The sequence below is a fragment of the Bacterioplanes sanyensis genome (assembly GCF_014652515.1).
In the GTDB taxonomy this organism is placed as follows: domain Bacteria; phylum Pseudomonadota; class Gammaproteobacteria; order Pseudomonadales; family Oceanobacteraceae; genus Bacterioplanes; species Bacterioplanes sanyensis.
This window is the reverse complement of the sequence record NZ_BMYY01000010.1, coordinates 80,867-97,558: the sequence shown is the minus strand read 5'-3', so window position 1 is coordinate 97,558 and position 16,692 is coordinate 80,867. Positions and strand designations below refer to the sequence as shown.

Genomic DNA, 16,692 nt, shown 5'->3' with positions numbered 1-16,692 from the left:
GTTAGGATGCCTCAGTGCTGTTCAGCGTGCGCTGAATTTGATTGATCAGCTTGGTCGGGTTCAACGGCTTAACCACCACGTCGTCCATGCCGGCTGCCAGGCAAGCACTGCGATCTTCGCTCATTCCTCGGGCCGTCAGCCCTAAAATAGGTACCTGGGCATAATAGTCATCCAGTCGGCGAATAACCTGGGTAGCGCGCAAGCCATCCATCACCGGCATGTGCCAGTCCATCAATATCAAATCGTAGCGCTGCTGGGCGCAGCAGTTCACGGCTTGTTGGCCATCGTAGGCGGGTGTTACTTGCATGCCGGCGCGCTCCAGAATCTTGCGCGTCACCAGTTGATTGGTATCGTTGTCTTCGACTAAGAGCACATGGCCAGAAAGACGATGTGATTGTGACTGCTGGTGGTGCCCCCCTGAGAATTTTTCTTCACTTTGGTCTGAGCGATAGCCAATGATCACTTCAAACACTGAGCCCTCTCCAGGTGTGCTACGCATACTGATATGCCCGCCTTTGGCTTCAACCAGACCCTTGCAGATCGCCAGCCCTAGGCCATTACCGGAATATTCACGGGTGGTGCTGCTATCAACTTGATAAAAAGGTTGGAACAGACGCTGCTGATGCTCTGGCGCAATGCCAATACCATCGTCGCTTACCCTAATACGCACCTGCACTTGCCGTGGCTGCCGCTTGAATAAGTCTAGCTGCAGCTGTACATGGCCATTTGGGGCAAACTTAATGCCATTGCTGAGCAAGTTGAGCAAAATTTGCTGCAGTTTACCGCCATCACCGATTAGGTGCTGGGGTAGTTGCGGGTCAACCTCGCAGCTCAGTGTGACTTGGTTTTTGCGGCGCATCGGCTCCAGTAGAGAGCACGCCTGCTGAGCGACTTCAGCCAAGTTAAACGGCTGGTCATGTAAGTTGACATGACCACCTTCTAGCCGCGCAAAGTCGAGAATATCGTTGGTTTGCTGCGTCATTGCTTCTACGGATGACTGAATGATGGCGCATAACTGCGCTCTTTCTGCGGCATCATCGGTATGTTGCAGCAACTCGACAGCGCCGCTGATGCCATTCAGTGGCGTTCGCATTTCATGACTCATATTGGCTAAGAAAGCCATTTTTGCGGCGTTGGCGGCTTCCGCTTGGGTTTGCGCTAGCTTCAATCGAGTAATATTGCGCGAGACGCCAAAAATATGCGCCACCCTGCCTTGTTCATCAAACAGCGGCGATAAAATCGTACTCCAATGCTGCTCACGACCATCATGGCTGCTGAAGGATTCGCTTTCTTCGTACTGCAGTGGCCGGCGCTGATCCACACATTGCTGATAGCGCTGCACCAAATTCTGGTACAGCTCAGGTGGGAAAATTGAGCGCAGTGCTTGTCCTCTAGGTAAACCGCCCGTGAGCTCCATGGTGGCCTTTTGCGCGGTATTGGTGTTCACCAAATAAAAATCATCTTCACCCACTTCAAGAATGAACATGTTATCGGGTGAATTGGCCCAGATTTCAGAAAATAAATGCTGCTCTAGGCTCTTACTGCGCTCATCAGTCATGGTTATTGAGAGTCTCGATGGGAATATATTCTTTAAAGTTCATGCGCTCCTTGTATGCCTTGAACTCCGGGATGTCCAACACGTGCTTGATATCATCCGTAAAACGGCTGACCAGTGTTGCCTGCTGGATAACTTGTGCCGGTCCTGCAGTGCCCCAAAGGGTGATTCTCTGGCCTGCAGCAATCGATGCGTTAGAAATAGACTCTCGACCAGCATCTGTGTGCAGCAGCATATTGATGCAATCCGGTGCGATGGCTAAAAAACGCCCTTGGGTATCATTCCAAGCAAGCAAGCTTTCGTTGCGCATCACCACCCAATACGTATCACCGTCATCGCCGTTGATGATGGTAATGCCGTTATCGAAGCCATCGTCGGTGTTGCGCACGCTGTCTTCACTGATGGTGCCAGTCACAAAGCAATAATTAGTAATGGCCAAGTTATCGAGAGCATGGCTCAACTGAGCATCACTCGGATTTTGGCGCAACTGTTTGCCCACAGACATGGCCAGACTGACGGATTCTTGAACCAAATATTGCCGACCATAGCGATGCACGAACTTGCCCTCTAACGGGTATAAGGCCATGCCACCCACTTGGTTATAACCTGGCTGTGATACGACCTCGCGGGCTTTATCTTCCAGCTCGGTGGGGCTTAGCTGGGGATCGGTAAACTCGGTATAGTGGTAGTCTTTGTCTTGCAAGGCAGCATCTGTCTTAGTAGCGCCTGCTAAGGTATCGGAGGCGATGACCGCCGGACAGCAGCTAATACCGTTTGCCACGTCCAGCAATGTTTCATTCAACCTTGGATCGGCGCGGCCGCAGGGATCGGCATCTAAAACCAGCAATTTTTGTGTACTGTGGCGGGCAATATGATCGGCAATATAAAACGGCAGCAGGGTATTGACCGCACCGATTTCGCCCGGTAGCAAGTAGCTTGGGGTTTGCCCACATTCGGTTTTTAAATATGCACTGAGGCAGTCAAAGGCATTGACGGGGGCGGTAAGGCCGAAGCCTTGCTTGGCTTTGGCCGGTGAGCCGAGGTCCACCACCATTAAGCTGGAGTCGCCTGCCTGCATACTTGCGGTGGCGACCATGGTCACCGGACCGCGAAACTCTTCCAAAAACACATTGGCCATGTCTTTAGGGCCACCGCCGCCGGAGGCCAAAAAACAAGCCCCTTCAATCAGGTTTTGAAGGTCTGTGCGTTGAATCTCTATTGAGTGTGATGCCATCCCGTCTTTCCTTGTTTGCTAACAACTCAGCAGATGATCATAACGGGGAAAGCGGCGGCAGGCGATGGCCGCCGCAACAGGGTGTTACAAACCAATGACGACATTGGCGAGTGCGACCGGCACCTGGCCGAGCTGATACAGCGGGGTGAGCAAGAGAATTTCAGCCACTTTTAAGGCCAAGATAAAGATCAGGGGGGATAAATCCAAGCCGCCCATATCCGGCATTTTGGCCCGAATAGGCCCCATAACTGGCTCTAGTAATTGATTGATCAGAATCAACGCCGGGTTGTAGGAGTTGGGGGCGATCCAGGAGGCGATCACCACAATTAACAAGCCCCAAAAGTAAATATTGAATAGCAGGCTAACCAAGCCGATGGTGCCCCACACCAAAATGTTGGCCCATGGCAGCCCTAAGCCCAACATCATAGCGATGGCAGCGATATAAACGCACTGTGCTAACCAAGCGAGCAATAGCGAGGCCAGATCAAGCCCGCCAAAGCCGGGAATCACGCGCCGCAAGGGAATCAGCAGCGGATTCGTCACCTTCACAATAAATTGCGAGATGGGGTTGTAAAAATCGGCACGCACTAACTGCAGCAAAAAACGCATCAGTACCACCAATGCAAACAAGCTACCGATGGTATTGATCAGTAGCAGACCCACCTGAGTAAACGCTGACATAAGGGCTCCTTAGGTTTTAGGGTTGGCACCCAGCTCTTGGCTTAATTCTGCTGCCCGCTGGCAGGCGGCCTGCATGGCGGCATCGACAACATCGCGCAGGTGAGCGGCTTCGAAGGTGGCAATGGCTTGTTGGGTGGTGCCGCCTGGCGAGGTGACACGGCGACGCAGCTCAGCTGGGTCGACATCGGATTGACGCGCCATTTCAGCGGCTCCAGCAGCGGTTTGCAGCGTTAGCTTCGTCGCGGTTTCACGACTCATACCCATCTTTTCGGCAGCTTCAATCATGGCTTCCATCATCAGGAAGTAATAGGCCGGACCACTGCCTGAAACGGCAATCACGGTGTCAATCTCGGCTTCGGTTTGAACCCAAACGGTAATGCCAACGGCGCGCATTAAAGCATCGGCCAAGTTGCGTTGCTCCATGCTGACTGCATCGCTGGCAAACAAGCCACTGGCGCCAACACCAACCAAAGAAGGTGTGTTAGGCATGCAGCGCACAATGGCTTGGCAGCCGCTCCACAGCGCCAACGAGGCCAGATCGATGCCGGCGGCAATGGAGATCAATAGCGGCTGACGCTCTGTTAATTGCTCTCGCAGTGGCTCTAGCACTTGGCTCATGACCTGTGGCTTCACTGCCATCATCACGACGTCTGCTTGCGCAATGGCAGCAGCGTTGTCGGCATACACTTGCACGCCATAGTCTGCCGCCAAGCGCTCGCGTTGGTCGGCATTGGGATCACTGATATGAATCTGGTTGGCGGGCAATTCGCCCGTTTGAATCAAGCCGCCGACGATGCTGGCGGCCATGTTGCCACCGCCGATAAAAGCCAATTGCGTCATGTTGCTTCCTTCATTGAATTTGCTGCGAGTTTAGGTATCTGGGCCAGCGTCGGCAACAACAGACACACTTGCTGGCTGATCACGAGCACCAAAAATATCCGTGCCCACCCGCACCTGATGACTGCCATGGGCAATGGCGAGCTCTAGGTCTCCGGACATGCCCATTGACAGTGTATCGGCCTGCGGGTGATCCACCCTCAGGCTCTCCAGCAGTTGCTGCATGCGATCGAATTGTTGGCTGAGTAGCTGCTCATCGTCCGTGGCTTCGGGGATGCACATCAACCCGCGCACGGTCAGGCGCGGCAACTCAGCGACTTGGGCGGCTAGTTCGGGCACCTGCGACGGCAACACCCCAGACTTTTGCGCTTCTTCACTGATGTTGACCTGCAACAGCACCTGCAAAGGTGCCATGCCCTCAGGACGCTGATCGCTTAACCGCCGTGCCAGCTTGAGACGGTCAAGCGTTTCCAGCCACTGGAAGCGCTCGGCGACGGTCCGGCTCTTATTGCTCTGCAAATGGCCAATAAAATGCCACTCAATGTCGTCGAGATCCGCCAAGGCGTCTATTTTGTCCAATGCGTCCTGCAAATAGTTTTCACCGAAGGCGCGTTGCCCGAGCTGATAACACTGGCGCACCATGCTGGCGGGTTTGGTTTTACTGACCGCCAACAGTGCCACTTGCTGGCGGCTGCGACCGGCTTGTTCGCAGGCTTTGTCTATACGTTGTTGCACCGCATGGTAGCGTTGTTCGAGTGTGGACATTGCTTAGGCTTGGTTTAGGATTGTCAGCAACCAATGATAAAGCCAAGGCGCCGTTCGCGCACGGCGTGAAGGAGAAACTATGGATATTACCGAACTGTTGGCCTTTAGTGCCAAACAGGGGGCTTCCGACTTACACCTGTCGGCGGATTTGCCTCCCATGATCCGGGTTGACGGCGACGTTCGCCGTATCAACCTGCCGGCGCTGGGACACAAAGAGGTGCACGCGCTGGTGTATGAAATCATGAACGATAAGCAGCGTAAGGATTTCGAAGAGTTTTTGGAGACCGACTTCTCTTTTGAAGTGCCCGGTGTGGCGCGCTTCCGGGTTAACGCCTTTAACCACAACCGTGGTGCCGGTGCTGTGTTCCGGACCATTCCGTCCAAAGTACTGACCATGGATCAGTTGGGCATGGGGCAGGTGTTTAAAGATTTATCCAACATTCCACGCGGCATTGTGCTGGTCACTGGGCCGACAGGCTCGGGTAAGTCGACCACGCTGGCGGCCATGATTGACCATATTAATGAGAATAAATACGACCACATCCTCACCATTGAAGATCCGATCGAATTTGTGCATGAATCCAAAAAGGCCTTGATCAACCAACGGGAAGTGCACCGCGACACCTTGGGTTTCAACGAAGCCTTGCGCAGCGCACTGCGGGAAGACCCGGACGTGATTCTGGTGGGCGAGCTGCGGGACCTAGAAACCATTCGCCTAGCGCTGACCGCGGCGGAAACCGGTCACGTGGTCTTTGGCACCTTGCACACCAGCTCGGCGGCCAAAACCATTGACCGTATCGTGGACGTATTCCCAGCGGAAGAGAAATCCATGGTGCGGTCAATGCTGTCAGAATCGCTGCAGGGCGTGATTGCCCAGACCCTGTTGAAGAAAAACGGTGGCGGTCGAGTCGCGGCCCATGAAATTATGGTGGGTACCCCGGCGATTCGTAACCTCATTCGTGAGGACAAAATTGCGCAAATGTATTCGGCGATTCAGACCGGTGGCGCCTACGGCATGCAGACCATGGATCAATGCCTGCAGAACCTGATGGCGAAAGGCCTGATCTCGCGTGAAGCAGCGCGAGAAAAAGCCAAAGTGCCGGATAACTTCTGAGGTAAGCCACTATGTCTATGGACAAATTTTTGCGCCTAATGGTGGAGAAGAAGGCCTCCGACCTGTTTATCACCGCGGGCGTTGCCCCCTCCATGAAGGTGCACGGCACCATTATGCCGCTCAGTCGCAACCCACTTGGGGCCGAGCAAGCCCGTGATATTGTGCTCGGCTTAATGAATGACAAGCAGCAAGCTGAGTTCGAAGAAAAGAAAGAACTGAACTTTGCCATCAACGCCAGTGGTATTGGCCGTTTTCGTGCCAGTGCGTTTTATCAACGCAATGTTGCTGGCATGGTATTGCGGCGCATTGAAACTGACATTCCCAAGGTCGACGACTTAGGCCTTCCTGATGTTATTAAAGACTTGGCGATGGAAAAGCGTGGTTTGATTATTTTTGTCGGTGCTACGGGTACCGGTAAATCAACCTCGCTGGCGTCCATGATTGGTCATCGCAATCACAACAGTAAGGGCCATATTCTCAGCATTGAGGACCCGATTGAGTACGTGCATCGCCACGATAACTGCATCATTACTCAGCGCGAAGTGGGCTTAGATACCGAATCGTTTGAGATCGGTCTGCGCAACTGTCTGCGTCAGGCGCCGGATGTCATCATGATTGGTGAGGTACGTTCACCTGAGACCATGGAACACGCGGTGACCTTCGCCGAAACCGGCCACTTGTGTTTGGCCACCTTGCACGCCAACAATGCCAACCAGGCGTTGGAGCGGATTATTCACTTCTTTCCGCCGGCACGACATAACCAGATTTGGATGGATTTATCCCTTAACTTGAAAGCCATTGTGGCGCAGCAATTGATTCCGACGCCCGATGGTCGGGGGCGCCGAGCTGTGGTGGAAGTATTAATCAACTCGCCACTGGCCGCTGACTTGATTCGCAAGGGGGAGGTGCATGAGCTCAAGCCATTAATGCGCAAATCCACCGAGTTGGGTATGCAGACCTTCGACCAGGCACTTTATTACCTGTATGAGCAAGGTGAAATCACCTATGAGGACGCCATTGCTCATGCGGACTCGCCTAACGACTTGCGCTTGATGATCAAACTGGGTTCAGAAACCGACCTTGATCAGCTGGATGGCGCCACCCGCAATCTGCGTCTTCAGGACTGATCTCTTGACTGCGCTTGATATGTGTCAGGCGCAGTCATCGGAAATCGGCGCGGCTCTGTCATTTGACTATCCTTATGCGACAATCCGCGAGCTACCCTCACGGCTAGTTGTCCTCATAAAAGGTGGTTTTGTTTGGCGCTGATGCGACGCAATATCTGGAGCCTGTTTGTTTTTATCGTGCTTGGCGGGTTGGTCTTGCTGGCTGCGATTGTCGGCTATGGCTGGCATGCGCAGCTGGATGAAAACCTGCGCACCTACAGCAATCGGGCCGAGCTGATGGGCGAAACGGTACGCAGTGTATTGGCCGCCGAAGAAATGCTATTGGATATACTGGGTGATGAGTTGCTGGATGCGCCTGATGCTTTGCAAGGCAGTCGCCCAGTCCCACTACTCGATCGGTTGTTAGAAGTGAATCCGGTATTAGTTGGTTTCGGCTTGGCCAGCCCGGATGGTGAGTTTCTGCAAGCTAGCAGCAATGCTTTAGGGAGTAACCAGCCCAACTTATTGCAGCATCCAGATACCCGCGATTCCTTTTTACGCGCTTTGCACAGTCGTCACATGGTACTGGGTCGAACCTATTTGATGCCGTCCCTGCAACGCTGGATTATTCCGCTACGCAAAGCCTTGCGCGATGACCGCGGAAACGTGGTGGCGGTGATGACCTCTGGTATCGATCTGAGCACTGCTTCTGATTTGTTTCAGCAGCGCTTGAGCGATCAAGACCGCACCTGGATTTTGCGTACACACGATAATTATCTGCAGTTTACGACCAGCGCGGGAGGCAGCAACAACTATGCTCAGCCGCTGGAAACAGCTGTCGTACGCGCCATTGAGCGAGCATTGCAGCAAGATAATGGCGTTGACCTAGCGACGGTTCGCATGGGTAAAGGTGCTTGGGGATATCGATTGCATCGCGATGGTGAGCCCGTGCTGGGTGCCGCCATGTTTTTGCCTATTTATGACTTATGGGTATTTACTGAAACGCCTGAGCAGCCGCTGCGCACTGTCTTTTTGGGGCGTGTCGCGATTTATGCTGCTCTTTACGGTGTTGTAGTGTTGGTATTGTTTGCGCTCTTTCGCGCCATCGCTCGTGCCGAAGACCTGCAGCGTCAGCAGTTGTTTTTTACCGCCAATCACGACGGCCTTACCAACCTGCCAAACCGCAATTACTTGTTGGAGCACGTACACGGTTGGATGGACGAAGATCGTGGTTTTTTTGTCATGTTTATCGACATGGACAACTTTAAAGGCGTTAATGACAGTTTTGGTCATGATTGCGGCGATCAGGTGCTGATCGAACTCAGTCATCGTCTGCAGCGCCATGTCGAGGATGGGGAGGTGCTGGCCCGTCTGGGCGGTGATGAGTTCATTCTACTGTTAACAACCACAGACCAAGATCGCGTGCGTCAGCGTGCCAACGCCATTATTGATTCGGTCTCGCGTGATTACACCGTCTATGGCTTCAACTTTCAGCTCGGTGCCAGCATTGGTGTGGCGCGCTATCCACTGCATGGTCGTAGCATGAATGATCTGTTACGTGCCGCCGACATCGCCATGCATGAGGCTAAAAAAGCTCGTAACTCAGTGCACTTTTATCACGATGAAATGGAAAGCGGGTATTTGCGCAAGATCCGTATTGAGCAGCGGTTGCGCTCGGCGCTGAGCGGTGGGCATTTGTTTATGGTGTATCAGCCCCAGGTCAGCCACGATGGTCGCATGTTGGGCGTTGAGGCCTTAATCCGCTGGAAAGACGACGAGCTGGGCTTTGTGCCGCCAGATGAGTTTATTGGTGTGGCTGAATCCACCGGCCTAATGCCTGCTATTGGTGAGTTTGTTGTCAGCACGGCAATGCGGGAGATGACACTGTTACAACAGCATCTGGGTGAGCGCTTCGATATCGCCATCAATATCTCAGTGAAACAGTTTCTCCAGGCGGGTTTTGCCGAGGGCGTGCGTGAGCAAATCAGCCATTACCGCTTGCGGCCGGAGCTAGTGACATTGGAGATCACTGAAAGCGTCTTTATTGAGGACCTGCAAATGGTGCTGCCGATTCTCAATGAACTGCACGATATGGGCGTGCGCATCTCTCTCGATGACTTTGGTACCGGCTTTTCATCGCTCAGTGTGTTGCGTTTGTTACCGATTGATGAGTTGAAAATTGATAAAAGCTTTATCGACGATATTCGCACTGATCAAACCGCGCACAAAATGGCGCAAAGCGTGATTGCCATCGGTAAAAACTATGGCATGTCAGTGTTGGCGGAAGGTGTTGAAACCGCCGATCAAAAAGAGCTGTTGATGGCAGATGGTTGCGACCGTTATCAGGGCTACCACTTTGCCAGGCCCATGCCGGCTGCGGAGCTGGCGGTGTTTATTCGTGAGAGTCCAGCCATTTATCTCTAGCTTGCTGGTCGCAGGCTTTGGCTTCCAGCCAGCGTTGACCGTCGCGTGTGTGCTCTTTTTTCCAAAAGGGTGCGTCGGTTTTCAGCCAATCCATAATGAACTGGCAAGCGTCAAAAGCGCTTTGCCGATGGACGCTGCTGACGCCGACCAGCACGATTTGCTCGCCCAAGTTTAAATAGCCATAGCGATGAATAACTCTAACGCTCGTTAGCTGCCAGCGCTGATGTGCTGTGTTGACGATGTGCTGCAAGCTGCGCTCGGTCATCCCTGGGTAGTGCTCCAGCTCCAGTGCTTGCACATCCGAGCCTAGGTTCATGTCGCGTACCTGGCCAACAAATAATGCGATGGCGCCGGCTTGCGGGTCGCGGCTTAAGGCGTGATATTCTTCCGCCAGGTTAAAGTCCTGCCGTTGCACCTGGATGCTATCCACGCTTAGCCTCCGGTCATGGGTGGGAAAAAAGCGACTTCGTCGGCATCATTCAGAGATTGCTGTTCGTCGTGATTCAGTACTTGATTAATAGCCACTAACGCCTGTTCGGCTGACAGCAAGTCGGCATGCTGGGGCCAGCGCTGCCGCAGTTGTTGGCGCAGTGCCGCGACCGTGGTGGCTTGCAGCTCCAGTGCATCACACTGCAGCTGCTCGCGTAAGGCGGCAAAAAACAGCACTTTCATTCGGCACTCCAGTCGCCACTTTTGCCACCGCGTTTTGATAAAACACGGATGCCTTCGATGCGCATGCTTGGGTCGAGGGCTTTGCACATATCGAACAGCGTTAAGGCGGCGACAGAAACCGCCGTTAAGGCCTCCATTTCAACACCGGTTTGCCCTGTTAACTTGCAACGACCGATGATGTGCACGCGGTGATGCTGGGGCTGGCATTCAAACTCAACCGCGACCTTGCTTAGCATGAGAGGGTGGCACAATGGGATCAGCTGTGCGGTTTGCTTAGCGGCCTGGATGCCAGCAACCCGAGCGACAGCGAAGACATCGCCTTTATCGTGGCCGCCATCGACAATGCGCTGGAGGGTGTCGGCCTGCATGCATACGAAGCCTTCGGCGATGGCTTCGCGCTGGCTGTGATCTTTGTCACTGACGTCAACCATATTGGCTTCGCCATCGGTATTGATGTGGGACAGTTCGCCCATGTTAGTTCTCCGTCACAGGTTTCAACCGCAGCACAAAATTGCAGGGGCGGTGCTGGCTATCGAGTTGCTCGCGAATGATTCGATCCCAAGCGGTGCGGCAGGCATTGCTGGAGCCTGGCAGGCAAAAAATAAGCATGTCGTTGGAAAAGCCTGCCACAGCGCGGCTTTGCACCGTAGAGCTGCCAATTTCTTCATAAGAGAGCTGTCGAAACAGCTCGCCAAAGCCTTGTACTTCTTTGTCGAACAGTGGCTGCACAGCTTCAGGGGTGGCGTCGCGCTCAGTAAAGCCGGTGCCACCCGTGATCAGCACCACTTGGGTGCGATCATCAGCAGCCCATTGGGCGACCTGGGCACGAATGCGGTATTTATCATCTGCCAGAATGCGCTTATCACTAAGGTTATGACCAGCTCCCGTTAGGCGCTCAACTAACAGTTGTCCACTGGTATCCGTGGCTTCGGTACGGCTGTCAGAAACCGTCAGCACGGCAATATTCAGAGCAATAGCCTGGTCTGTGTAGGTGTGTGCCATTGATTAGCCTCCAATCATGGCAAAGTGTCGAATAGCGCCGCTGTTTCCCTGGTGTAAGTCATGGCCGGACGCTTTGAGTTGCAGCAGTTGTTGTAGCCGCTGTTGCAGTTCAGCTTGATGCTGCGGGTGTAGCAAGTGGCGCAAATCATAGCCCTGCTCGCCAAACAAGCACAAATGCAGTTTGCCGGCAGCAGAGATGCGCAGACGGTTGCAGGAACTGCAGAAGTTGGGGCTATAGGGCATGATTAAGCCAATGCGGCCGGCATACTCTTGGTGTTGATATTCTTGCGCAGGGCCGGCGTGGGGGCCTCGTGGCAGTGCTTGCCAGCCTTGCTGTAGTAACTGTTGGCGAATGACGTCACCACTGATGTGGTGACGTTTAAAGTAGTCCGGCTGACTGCCGGTTTGCATCAGTTCGATAAAGCGCAGGGTCACGGGAGTGTGACGCAGCCAAGCGAGAAACTGCGGCAGTTGATCCAGCTGGTCGCGCAGTAATACGGCGTTGACCTTGACCGGCAGTTCCAGCTCTAACGCTCGTTCAATGCCGCTGAGGATTTCGCGCAAGCGATCGTGGCCGGTAATGGCTTTGAACACCCGTGCATCCAAGCTATCAATGCTGACATTGAGCTGGCTTAGGCCGGCGGCTGCCCAGCTATCAATATGCTGTGGCAGCTTGTAGCCGTTGGTGGTGATGGCCAGCTGCTCGATACCTGCTGTGGCGGTTACTACTTGCAGTATCTCGATCAGGTCACGACGCAGCGACGGCTCGCCTCCAGTAATGCGCACCTTGCGCGTTCCTAAGGCGGCAAAGGCCGTGACTGTTTGCTGGATTTCCTCCAGGCTCAAAGGCTCTGGTTCACCATCACCTTGGTAGCCGTTCGGCAGGCAGTAGTGGCAGCGAAAGTTGCAGACATCCGTAATCGACAGGCGCAGGTAAGTAAAACGGCGCCCGTGATTGTCGTGCAAGGTTTGTAGTGGAATGGGCTGGTAGCTGGTCATGCCGTTCTCAGAGTTTGGCTACCGAGCCATTGTAGAAAGCCCAGCGCTTGGGTGAAAGGCGTTTTGACCGATCTGTTCTAGTTGGCGTTGCCGCCAGCCTAGGCTCGGCCACTTATTAGCACAGTCAAAGGGTTTAGGCTTCATCGGTTGTTATTGTTAGCGCCACCGCAGGGGCAGCGCTGGGGGCGGTGTGCAACCGCTGGCTATTAGGCCTGCGCTGCTTGGATCAGAGACGGAAGCGATTAACGTTCTGTTGTAGCTGATCGGCAAGGTTGAATAGCTCAGAGACCGACTGACTGGTGGAATCCGTGTGCTGGCGCGTGCGGGTACTGAAGTCGACAATGCGGCCGAGGTTACGATTAAGCTCGGCAGCGGTGGCGCTTTGCTCTTCTGTGGCAGCAGCAATCTGGATGTTCATGCCTTCTATATCGGCAATGGCTTGGCTAATAGCATGTAACGCCTGTTCAGCTCGCTCGGCTTCTGCCACGGTCGAGGCTGAGTGCTCGTTGCTTTTGTGCATGGATTGCACCGCATGCTGAATACGCTCTTGCAGTTCATCGACGGTGCGCTGAATTTGCTCGGTGGATTCGTGGGTGCGGCCGGCCAGCTGCCGCACCTCATCGGAAACCACGGCAAAACCGCGACCGGCTTCGCCTGCGCGTGCAGCCTCAATGGCGGCATTGAGAGCGAGCAAGTTGGTTTGCTCGGCGATGCCGCGAATCACATCCATGACCTGACCAATTTGCTCGCCGGACTGACGTAAAGCTTCGACTTCATTAGCGCTGGCTTCGATCATTTGTGCCTGATCAGAGATGGTCTGCAATACGGCGGCCACTCGTTGCTGGCCCAAGGTGGCTTGCTGGCTGCCGTCTTGGGCGGCCCCTGAGGCTGTTTGTGCATGACTGGCGACGTCTCTAACCGTGCTCTCCATTTCATTCATCGCGGTAGCAATTTGATCGACTTCGTCTTGTTGCTCGGCCGCGGTGTTGTTCATATCCACCGAGCCACTCTCTAGCTGACGCGCTTGGTGTGCCAAGTCACTGACGATACTGGCAATGCCTTGCATTAGGCTGTGGATCTGGTCAGTAAAGCGGTTGAAACCATTAGCCAGTTCACCTATTTCATCTTTACGCTCAGAGGGTAGACGCTGCGTCAGGTCGCCATCACCATCGGCAATTTCGTGCAACAGGGCCACCATTTGTCGGATAGGGTGGGTGATTTTATGGGCAATCACCACCAAGACCGCCACCAGTAGCGCCAGGCCCAGTAGCATCAGCAACACAATATTGCTTAACAGGCTGCGCGCTGAAGCAGTAAAGCTATCAGTTGGTAGGGAAGCTCCAATGCGCCAGCCGGGTGTGCCTGCAATGGTGGCATAGACGGTGGTCATGTTGGTGCCGTCGGCGAGCTCGAAGGTTGCCACGCCTGAGTCCTGGTTAAGCATTTGCCGAGCGATATCGTTCATGCCTCGATAGCCCAGTTGCTGGTCGGCGTTGCTGAGCTTGGTAGCTAAAATACGGCGACTATCTGGATGCGCAATCACGGTGGAATCTGCCGTTACTACCCAAGCGATGCTGCCTTCACTTTCGGCCAGTTGCTGCACGACCTCAGTGAGTTTTTCCATGCCTAAAGCGATGGCCAGATAGCCATATAGTTGGCCCTCTTGGCGCACGGGTACGGCTAATACGGAAACTGGTCGCTGATCAACTGAGGAGCGCACAGGGTCTGCGATAAGACGTTGCTCGCCGTTGCGTAGCTGTCGGACATAGTCACGCTGGCTAAGGTCAAGGCCGGTCTGGCCGCTGTGAGTCACCGTCATACCGTTGGGACGAATCAGAAACAAGCGGTTGATGGCTGGGTCGGCAGGTAAGTGGCGACGCAGGAACTGCACCACGCTGGCATCATCTTGGCGTAACTGCGGTGCGGCGGATAGGCTTTCTAACCAGAGGTGGTAACCGCTCAGCCAACGGCTGACCTCGGCACCTCGGGCCTGGGTTTCCGCCGTGGCAGCTTGTTCATGCATGATAGGCAATGATGTATTTAACTGTTGGCGTACTAGCAACAGCAGTAATGCAAACACCAGCGTGACGGGCAGAATTACTGCTATCAGCAAGCGCCCGGATAAGGAGTTTAGATTCATAGCATTGTCCTCATGCAGTAGGTGCTGTGATGGCCATTGATCTTGCTATTTAAAAATATTTTTATTAACAGTTTATATTATCGATATTGGTGGGTATTGAATACTGATCTGTGTCGTGTCCAGACAATGATTCCGATGGTTCACCACAGCACCGCCCCAGAGCTTTGAGGCGGTTAATCAGGTGCGGAACTATGAAGTGTGGGTATGAATAAGCTCTGGGGCGGGTGTTTCTAGCAGGGCTGCGAACGTACGCACCATGTCGAGCTCGACATCGAGTAGTTGCTGGTCGGCTTGGGCACAAGCCACCAAGGCTTTGATGATGCGCGCTTTGACGTGCGGGTAGGCCTGCTGCAGTTGCACTAAGGCTTGGTTTAGCGGCTTTAACTGGGTTGGCCTCGGCAGCAGACTGAGCTCCACTCCTGCAGCTTGGCAGCCTTGCTTGAAGGCATTTTGAGCTGCTGGCTCGTTACTATGACCATAGTAAGCCAAATAGCTGAGTACGATCGCGGCTGGTTCCATAACGGTATCGATGCGGCCATAGCGTGCTTTGGCTGGGCGCACATCGCCGTGCACGGGTTCAAGGTATTGCAGGATTAAGCGATACAGGCACCACTCAAAAATATCGATGCTGCCATCGGCTTTGGCCAACTTGACCAAGGTGGTACGAAAGGCTTGGTACTGACTGGCGGAGAGCTGCTTCAGTGCTGGAATGGCCGTTTCAACTAACGGCAAATGATGTTGCCGTGGCAGTGCTTGTACCGCTTGATGCAGGCGCAGCAACCAGCGGTACACATCTTGGCCTTGATGCTGACGCACTATGTCTAACTGTTGCTCGTGTTCATTGGCGGTAGGGGCGGCCAGCAACAAGCTATAAATTAGCGCTCGGGCGGTATAGGGGTCGCGCGCAGCATCTTGCAGGGCCGTGGATGGCGGCTGAGCTTGGGCGTTTGTTGGTGACTCTGGCTCAGTCACGTCAGTGCTGGTGTCTTGGCTACCTGCACTGCTATTGGCTGCAACCGCGGCCGCCGCCACCATGCCAACGGTCTCGGCCAGGTTTGAAGACTTTGCTAGCTCTGGGTCGGCAGCGGTGGCGGCTTCGGGAGATTGCGGTGGCAAGAAGCGACCATCCCATTGCTTATCTAAGCGCCGAATTCGCTCTTCTAAAGGCGGGTGGGTATGAAACCAGCCAAAGCGCCAGGGCACGGCTTGGCCAAAAAACAAATGGGCGGTTTCTTCGCGCTCGGTGCTACTGATTTCGCTGCCGGAGCCATGGCCTATGACTTTGAGTGCTTCGGCAATGCCTTCTGGGTTGCGAGTAAACTGCACCGCTGAGGCATCGGCTAAGAACTCTCGTTGGCGCGAGACGGCGGCCTTGATGAGATTGCCAAAAAACACGCCACTGTAGCCGATGGCGATCAGTGCAATGCCGATGGCCCACAGCGGCAAAGTATTGTTTTCTTTGCTGGAGCGACTGCGGCTATGTAGCGCGGCATCCAATATCATTCGGCCGATCAGGCCGATAAATAAAATGCCGAACAGCATCGCCATCAAGCGAATGTTAAGGCGCATATCGCCATTTAGGATATGGCTGAATTCATGGGCGATCACACCTTGCAGCTGCTCGCGCGATAGTTTTTCAATGGCTCCACGGGTAACGCCAATCACCGCATCGGACGGCTGGTAGCCAGCGGCAAAGGCATTGATACTGTCGTCGGGCAGAATGTATACCGGCGGCACCGGCATGCCTGCGGCAATGGCCATTTCTTCCACCACATTAAGCAAACGGCGCTGATAGAAATTGTCGGTATTGGTGGCCGCCAAACGTCCACCGAGCATTTCAGCCACACGCTGACCACCGCCTTTAAGCGATAACCATTTGAACAGGCTGGCGCCGCCTACCACGGCCAATACGCCCGCACTGATCGCCAACCATTGCTGCCAGGTAACATAGGCGAACAAGCCCAGACGGCCGGGCATATAGCCGCGCCCCGCGGCGGCTGTGACGTCCTGATACTGACCGACTAAATGTTCATCAAAACCCCACAGTGCCGCGGCCACCACTAGGTTAACCAGTACGGTCAACACCGCGACTGCTAACACAAACAGCAGCACCAGGTGGCTGGTGCGCTTGCGGGCCTGGTCCTGCTGCGAGAAAAAATCCAT

The 16,692-nt window shown here is 54.2% G+C and carries 15 protein-coding genes; 3 read left to right on the top strand and 12 right to left on the bottom strand.

The window, feature by feature from the left end; all coding sequences use genetic code 11:
* Position 1: 1 nt before the first annotated feature.
* From IE090_RS13880 to IE090_RS13860, 5 genes are all read right to left on the bottom strand, one after another.
* Positions 2-1,558, bottom strand: a complete 1,557-nt coding sequence (locus tag IE090_RS13880) for a PAS domain-containing sensor histidine kinase (RefSeq protein WP_189389082.1) — start codon at positions 1,556-1,558, stop codon at positions 2-4.
* Entirely contained in the window at positions 1,551-2,789 is a 1,239-nt protein-coding gene (locus IE090_RS13875; protein WP_189389079.1) for an S-methyl thiohydantoin desulfurase family protein, read from the bottom strand. The genes IE090_RS13880 and IE090_RS13875 overlap by 8 nt, the downstream gene beginning before the upstream one ends.
* Before the next feature lie 84 nt (positions 2,790-2,873).
* Positions 2,874-3,470: a YggT family protein gene (locus IE090_RS13870; RefSeq protein WP_189389076.1), complete on the bottom strand. Its 597-nt coding sequence runs from the start codon at positions 3,468-3,470 to the stop codon at positions 2,874-2,876.
* 9 nt (positions 3,471-3,479) lie between these two features.
* Positions 3,480-4,310 carry a pyrroline-5-carboxylate reductase gene (proC, locus tag IE090_RS13865; RefSeq protein ID WP_189389073.1) on the bottom strand — a complete coding sequence of 277 codons (831 nt, stop codon included), beginning with the start codon at positions 4,308-4,310 and terminating at the stop codon, positions 3,480-3,482.
* Positions 4,311-4,340: 30 nt separating this feature from the next.
* Positions 4,341-5,072: a YggS family pyridoxal phosphate-dependent enzyme gene (locus IE090_RS13860; RefSeq protein ID WP_189389070.1), complete on the bottom strand. Its 732-nt coding sequence runs from the start codon at positions 5,070-5,072 to the stop codon at positions 4,341-4,343.
* A 79-nt stretch (positions 5,073-5,151) separates the two neighbouring features.
* Here IE090_RS13860 and IE090_RS13855 point away from each other — a divergent pair, with 79 nt between their 5' ends.
* The 3 genes from IE090_RS13855 to IE090_RS13845 all read left to right on the top strand — a co-directional run bounded on the left by IE090_RS13855 (position 5,152) and on the right by IE090_RS13845 (position 9,716).
* Positions 5,152-6,186, top strand: a complete 1,035-nt coding sequence (locus IE090_RS13855; RefSeq protein ID WP_189389067.1) for a type IV pilus twitching motility protein PilT — start codon at positions 5,152-5,154, stop codon at positions 6,184-6,186.
* Positions 6,187-6,197: 11 nt separating this feature from the next.
* A complete protein-coding gene (locus tag IE090_RS13850) occupies positions 6,198-7,313 on the top strand; it encodes a PilT/PilU family type 4a pilus ATPase (RefSeq protein ID WP_189389065.1) in 1,116 nt (371 codons plus the stop codon).
* Positions 7,314-7,454: 141 nt separating this feature from the next.
* Positions 7,455-9,716: a putative bifunctional diguanylate cyclase/phosphodiesterase gene (locus IE090_RS13845; protein WP_229815779.1), complete on the top strand. Its 2,262-nt coding sequence runs from the start codon at positions 7,455-7,457 to the stop codon at positions 9,714-9,716.
* Here the strand turns inward: IE090_RS13845 and moaE are convergent.
* The 7 genes from moaE to IE090_RS13810 all read right to left on the bottom strand — a co-directional run bounded on the left by moaE (position 9,685) and on the right by IE090_RS13810 (position 16,692).
* Positions 9,685-10,146, bottom strand: a complete 462-nt coding sequence (gene moaE, locus IE090_RS13840; protein WP_189389059.1) for a molybdopterin synthase catalytic subunit MoaE — start codon at positions 10,144-10,146, stop codon at positions 9,685-9,687. The genes IE090_RS13845 and moaE overlap by 32 nt on opposite strands.
* 2 nt (positions 10,147-10,148) lie before the next feature.
* A complete protein-coding gene (moaD, locus tag IE090_RS13835; RefSeq protein WP_189389057.1) occupies positions 10,149-10,388 on the bottom strand; it encodes a molybdopterin converting factor subunit 1 in 240 nt (79 codons plus the stop codon).
* The gene (gene moaC, locus IE090_RS13830; protein ID WP_189389054.1) at positions 10,385-10,861 is read right to left on the bottom strand and encodes a cyclic pyranopterin monophosphate synthase MoaC; all 477 of its coding nucleotides are present in this window, start codon (positions 10,859-10,861) and stop codon (positions 10,385-10,387) included. Before moaC ends, moaD begins: the two co-directional genes overlap by 4 nt.
* 1 nt (position 10,862) lies before the next feature.
* Positions 10,863-11,390, bottom strand: coding sequence for a molybdenum cofactor biosynthesis protein B (gene moaB, locus IE090_RS13825; RefSeq protein ID WP_189389051.1), 528 nt, complete (start codon positions 11,388-11,390; stop codon positions 10,863-10,865).
* Between the two features lie 3 nt (positions 11,391-11,393).
* A complete protein-coding gene (gene moaA / locus IE090_RS13820; protein ID WP_189389048.1) occupies positions 11,394-12,389 on the bottom strand; it encodes a GTP 3',8-cyclase MoaA in 996 nt (331 codons plus the stop codon).
* A gap of 226 nt (positions 12,390-12,615) precedes the next feature.
* Complete coding sequence (locus tag IE090_RS13815) at positions 12,616-14,529, bottom strand: methyl-accepting chemotaxis protein (RefSeq protein ID WP_189389046.1); 1,914 nt, start codon at positions 14,527-14,529, stop codon at positions 12,616-12,618.
* 189 nt (positions 14,530-14,718) lie between these two features.
* Complete coding sequence (locus IE090_RS13810; protein ID WP_189389043.1) at positions 14,719-16,692, bottom strand: M48 family metallopeptidase; 1,974 nt, start codon at positions 16,690-16,692, stop codon at positions 14,719-14,721.

Coding starts and splice junctions, on each gene's coding strand:
- IE090_RS13880 (WP_189389082.1), bottom strand. CDS start 1,558: ATGACTGATGAGCGCAGTAAGAGCCTAGAGCAGCATTTATTTTCTGAA.
- IE090_RS13875 (WP_189389079.1), bottom strand. CDS start 2,789: ATGGCATCACACTCAATAGAGATTCAACGCACAGACCTTCAAAACCTG.
- IE090_RS13870 (WP_189389076.1), bottom strand. CDS start 3,470: ATGTCAGCGTTTACTCAGGTGGGTCTGCTACTGATCAATACCATCGGT.
- proC (WP_189389073.1), bottom strand. CDS start 4,310: ATGACGCAATTGGCTTTTATCGGCGGTGGCAACATGGCCGCCAGCATC.
- IE090_RS13860 (WP_189389070.1), bottom strand. CDS start 5,072: ATGTCCACACTCGAACAACGCTACCATGCGGTGCAACAACGTATAGAC.
- IE090_RS13855 (WP_189389067.1), top strand. CDS start 5,152: ATGGATATTACCGAACTGTTGGCCTTTAGTGCCAAACAGGGGGCTTCC.
- IE090_RS13850 (WP_189389065.1), top strand. CDS start 6,198: ATGTCTATGGACAAATTTTTGCGCCTAATGGTGGAGAAGAAGGCCTCC.
- IE090_RS13845 (WP_229815779.1), top strand. CDS start 7,455: ATGCGACGCAATATCTGGAGCCTGTTTGTTTTTATCGTGCTTGGCGGG.
- moaD (WP_189389057.1), bottom strand. CDS start 10,388: ATGAAAGTGCTGTTTTTTGCCGCCTTACGCGAGCAGCTGCAGTGTGAT.
- moaC (WP_189389054.1), bottom strand. CDS start 10,861: ATGGGCGAACTGTCCCACATCAATACCGATGGCGAAGCCAATATGGTT.
- moaB (WP_189389051.1), bottom strand. CDS start 11,390: ATGGCACACACCTACACAGACCAGGCTATTGCTCTGAATATTGCCGTG.
- moaA (WP_189389048.1), bottom strand. CDS start 12,389: ATGACCAGCTACCAGCCCATTCCACTACAAACCTTGCACGACAATCAC.
- IE090_RS13815 (WP_189389046.1), bottom strand. CDS start 14,529: ATGAATCTAAACTCCTTATCCGGGCGCTTGCTGATAGCAGTAATTCTG.
- IE090_RS13810 (WP_189389043.1), bottom strand. CDS start 16,692: ATGGATTTTTTCTCGCAGCAGGACCAGGCCCGCAAGCGCACCAGCCAC.